Origin of the sequence: Flavobacterium sp. UBA4854, from assembly GCF_002399805.1 — a bacterium.
In the GTDB taxonomy this organism is placed as follows: Bacteria; Bacteroidota; Bacteroidia; order Flavobacteriales; family Flavobacteriaceae; genus Flavobacterium; species Flavobacterium ginsengisoli.
Genome location: NZ_DHEI01000160.1, coordinates 37,438 through 40,898, shown reverse-complemented (window position 1 = coordinate 40,898; position 3,461 = coordinate 37,438). Strand labels below are relative to the sequence as shown.

Annotated in this window: 2 protein-coding genes; both read right to left on the bottom strand. The window is 33.6% G+C overall.

Translation table 11 applies throughout. The annotated features are described in order from the left end of the window. Positions 1-240: 240 nt before the first annotated feature. The gene (locus B3J44_RS23030) at positions 241-1,680 is read right to left on the bottom strand and encodes a glycoside hydrolase family 28 protein (protein ID WP_286971715.1); all 1,440 of its coding nucleotides are present in this window, start codon (positions 1,678-1,680) and stop codon (positions 241-243) included. 204 nt (positions 1,681-1,884) lie between these two features. Next, positions 1,885-3,414 (bottom strand): glycoside hydrolase family 28 protein, encoded by a 1,530-nt coding sequence (locus tag B3J44_RS23025; RefSeq protein WP_286971713.1) that lies wholly within the window; start codon positions 3,412-3,414, stop codon positions 1,885-1,887. Positions 3,415-3,461 lie beyond the last annotated feature (47 nt).

Below are 3,461 nucleotides of genomic sequence, written 5' to 3'. Positions count from 1 at the left end.
GTTTTGGAAGCATCAACTTCTAAAGTCGCTTTTTGGGCATTTCCATAAATACTACTAAATAGTAAACCACTTATGAATAATGTTGAAATTACATTTCTTTTCATTGTACTGTTTTTATATTGAGAATATACTTGCAATATATTAATTAATCATTTTAAACGCTATGCTGAAAGTTTGAAAAGTATCACTTTACAAAAATTTATTGTGAATTTTACACTTATAATTTTCTACAAGATTACATCACCTTTTAACGGCCTCATATTTATTTGGAAAAGCTGATTCTCCATCTAAATTAACCACTTTTAAAATATCAACATTTTTACTTTCTACAGCATATTTATAATATTCTGGTTTGTTTTTTCCCCATTGAACCGTGCAATTCTGAACTTTTATACTTTCGGCAGTATCAAAATAAAAACCCGAAGTGCTTCCTTTTACAAAACCTTCCACATTTGCAGGACGTCTGTCATATAATCCGCCAGGGAAAGAAGTCGTTTTATCCATGTAAACGCTCACGTTTTCAAAAACAATGTTCTTGATTTTATCTTTTGATTCTCCGCTTACAAACACACCATTTTCTCCTGTACATTGAATATTCGAGAAATAGATATTCTTAATTTCTCCCACCTTACCTTCTGTCGCCCCTTTTGGAAAACGCCAATTCGCGTCTTTATGGTTTCCTTTTGCTCTGCTAAAAGCTGTTACATAAATTGGTTCTGCTTTTCCCCACCAAGTATCAGTGTTTAATTTACTTTCGATAATAATATTAGAAAAAATAACGTCGCTTACCGTACCTTCATCACGATTTTGAATACCTAAAGCGCGATTACTATTTTTAATGATGCAATTATTAATAACCACTTGTCTAATAGCATCCATGTTTTCAGAACCAATTTTAATAGCGCAACTGCTGCTCGTCATAGTACAATTGGTTACAGTAATATTTTCGCAAGCACCAAATTCTTCAAATTCTCTTCTGTTTTTTAAACAAATGCAATCATCACCGCTTTCGATATAACAATCGCTGATTCTAACATTTTTAGAATGGTCTAAATCAATTCCATCGCTGTTACGGACTTTCAGACTGTTCAACAAAGTAATTCCGCTGATTACAACATCATTACAGCCAATTAAATGCACAGTCCAATAAGCTGAATTTCCGATATGAACATCTTTGATTCTGATATTTTTTCCTCCAATAATTGTTAAAACGTGCGGTCTTGGATCTAATACATTAAACGGTTTTAAAATATAGGCATCATCTTCCTCTGCTCCCATAAAAGAAATTCCGTTTCCGTCTATTTTGCCACTTCCGCTAATGGTAAAATCTTCTATATTTTCTCCTCCGATCCAAATCGTTCCTTCGCCTGGATTGGTTCTAAAAGCACTTTTGGTGTACAGTTTCTCATCTGGACTTGCTAATAATTTTGCTCCAGCTTCGATATGCAAATCTACTTTTGATTTTACATCAATTGGTCCCGCCAAAAAGGTAAATGGTGCTGGAATTAAAACTCTTCCGCCTGTTTTACTACAAGCATCAATTGCTTTCTGAATGGCTGCAGCATCGTTGGTTTTTCCGTCTCCTTTTGCTCCGTATTTTTTAACGTCGTAAATTTTCTGTGCAGAAATTGTTAAGGAAATAAAGAAAATTAGGATCGTGATTATGTATTTCTTATTCATTTCTTTTTATTTTAATCTGTATTTTTTTTTAAATTGGTTCGCAAAGATTATGGTCTCCCGCAGATTCTACAGATTTAGCAGATATGTAAATAAAATCTATTAATCTGCTAAATCTGCAGAATCTGCGGGAACCAAAAAAATTAGTTTTAATCTTATAATCTATAAAAAAAAAACTTTGTGCCTTTGTGCCTTCGTGGCAAACCACTAATGTGCTGGTAATTCAAATTTATTTTGTTCTGGTTCAATTTTTCTTTTTAAAGCTTCGCTGTCCAAATTGCTTGACAAAACATCTTTAAAGACAATCTGATTGTTTTTATCTGATGGAATATCAATTGTTTTCATCGTAAGGTTTTTAACATCATCGAAAACAAAAGCGGGACGAAAATCTTCTTTATCCAAAATCAGTTTGATATTCTTCATTTCAATTCCGTTGACGTGACGCACATAAAATCCCCAAGAAGGCAATTCTCCAAACATGGTAAATTCAGGATATCCATTAATGTTTTCTTTTACATCTTTTAGCCTGCTTAACGGATGATATGCCATTCCTTTTGAAGCTCTTCCTGGATAAATGATTTCGATATTTTCTAAAGTCACATTTTCTATCAAATGCCCTGGAATTCCTGCAATAGAAGAAGGAAACGGATTATGGAAATAATCAACTTCTGGCCCGCGCATATCGTAATTAATGTCTGGACGGCCAAAGGGAACTTGTACTTTTACATTTTTAACCGATACATTTTTAATATAACCTGGTTTATCTCCATTTCTGTGACCTAAACGAATCAATATTGCGTTTCCAGTATTTAGGGCTGTAATATCTGAAACTTTGATATTTTCAATCTCAGCACCATCAACAGATTCAATCGCAACTGCCGATCTGAAAGTATCAAAAACTTTAATGTTTTCAATGGTCACATTTTTGAAACTTCCGTAAGAACCCGTCCCAAATTTCACTGCATTGGCACTAGATCTTATCGTACAATTTCCGATATAAATATTGTTATTGTGCAATCCCGGAACTTCAGATTTTAAACAAATACCGTCATCTGCAGCGTTTACATTACAATTGGTAATTCGGGCATTCTCGCAACCGTCAAGGTCAATTCCGTCATTGTTCCAATATGCGCGGCTTTCCACTTTCATAAAATCAATTACAATGTTTTTACATTCTCTAAAACACATTGTCCAGCCTGGGCTATTTTTTAATGTAATTTGCGTCATAGTAATCGAATCGCATTTTACAAACGAAATCAGTTTTCCTCTGCCATCTTCAGGACGCATTCTTCTGTAATTGTATTTCGGATCAATTCGAACTCCTGTATGATGCAGACTGTCTATTGCTAAAGCCAATTCTCTTCCTTGTCCATCGATAATTCCCTTTCCATTTACCGCAATATTTTTGGATTGATTAGCAATAATAAAAGCTCTAATTCCTTCATATTTTGGATAATCGTCTGGATTGGTGCTTCCGAGCAAAATCGCTCCATCTTCAAAAAACAATTCGACATCATTTTTCAAAACAATACTTCCAGACAAGAAAGTTCCTTTAGAAAAAACAACCTTTCCGCCCTTGTTTTTATTAGCAGCATCAATTGCTTTTTGGATTGCTTTTGTATTCAATGTTTTTCCATCTCCAACAGCGCCGTATTTTTTAATATCAAATACTTTCTGTGCTGAAACGGTTAAGGAAACACAAAAAATAAAAAGTACAATTACAAAATTTCTTTTCATTAGTTATTATTTAAATTTTTATTCGCGATAGTATTGCTAATTTTTTT

Coding starts and splice junctions, on each gene's coding strand:
- B3J44_RS23025 (WP_286971713.1), bottom strand. CDS start 3,414: ATGAAAAGAAATTTTGTAATTGTACTTTTTATTTTTTGTGTTTCCTTA.
- B3J44_RS23030 (WP_286971715.1), bottom strand. CDS start 1,680: ATGAATAAGAAATACATAATCACGATCCTAATTTTCTTTATTTCCTTA.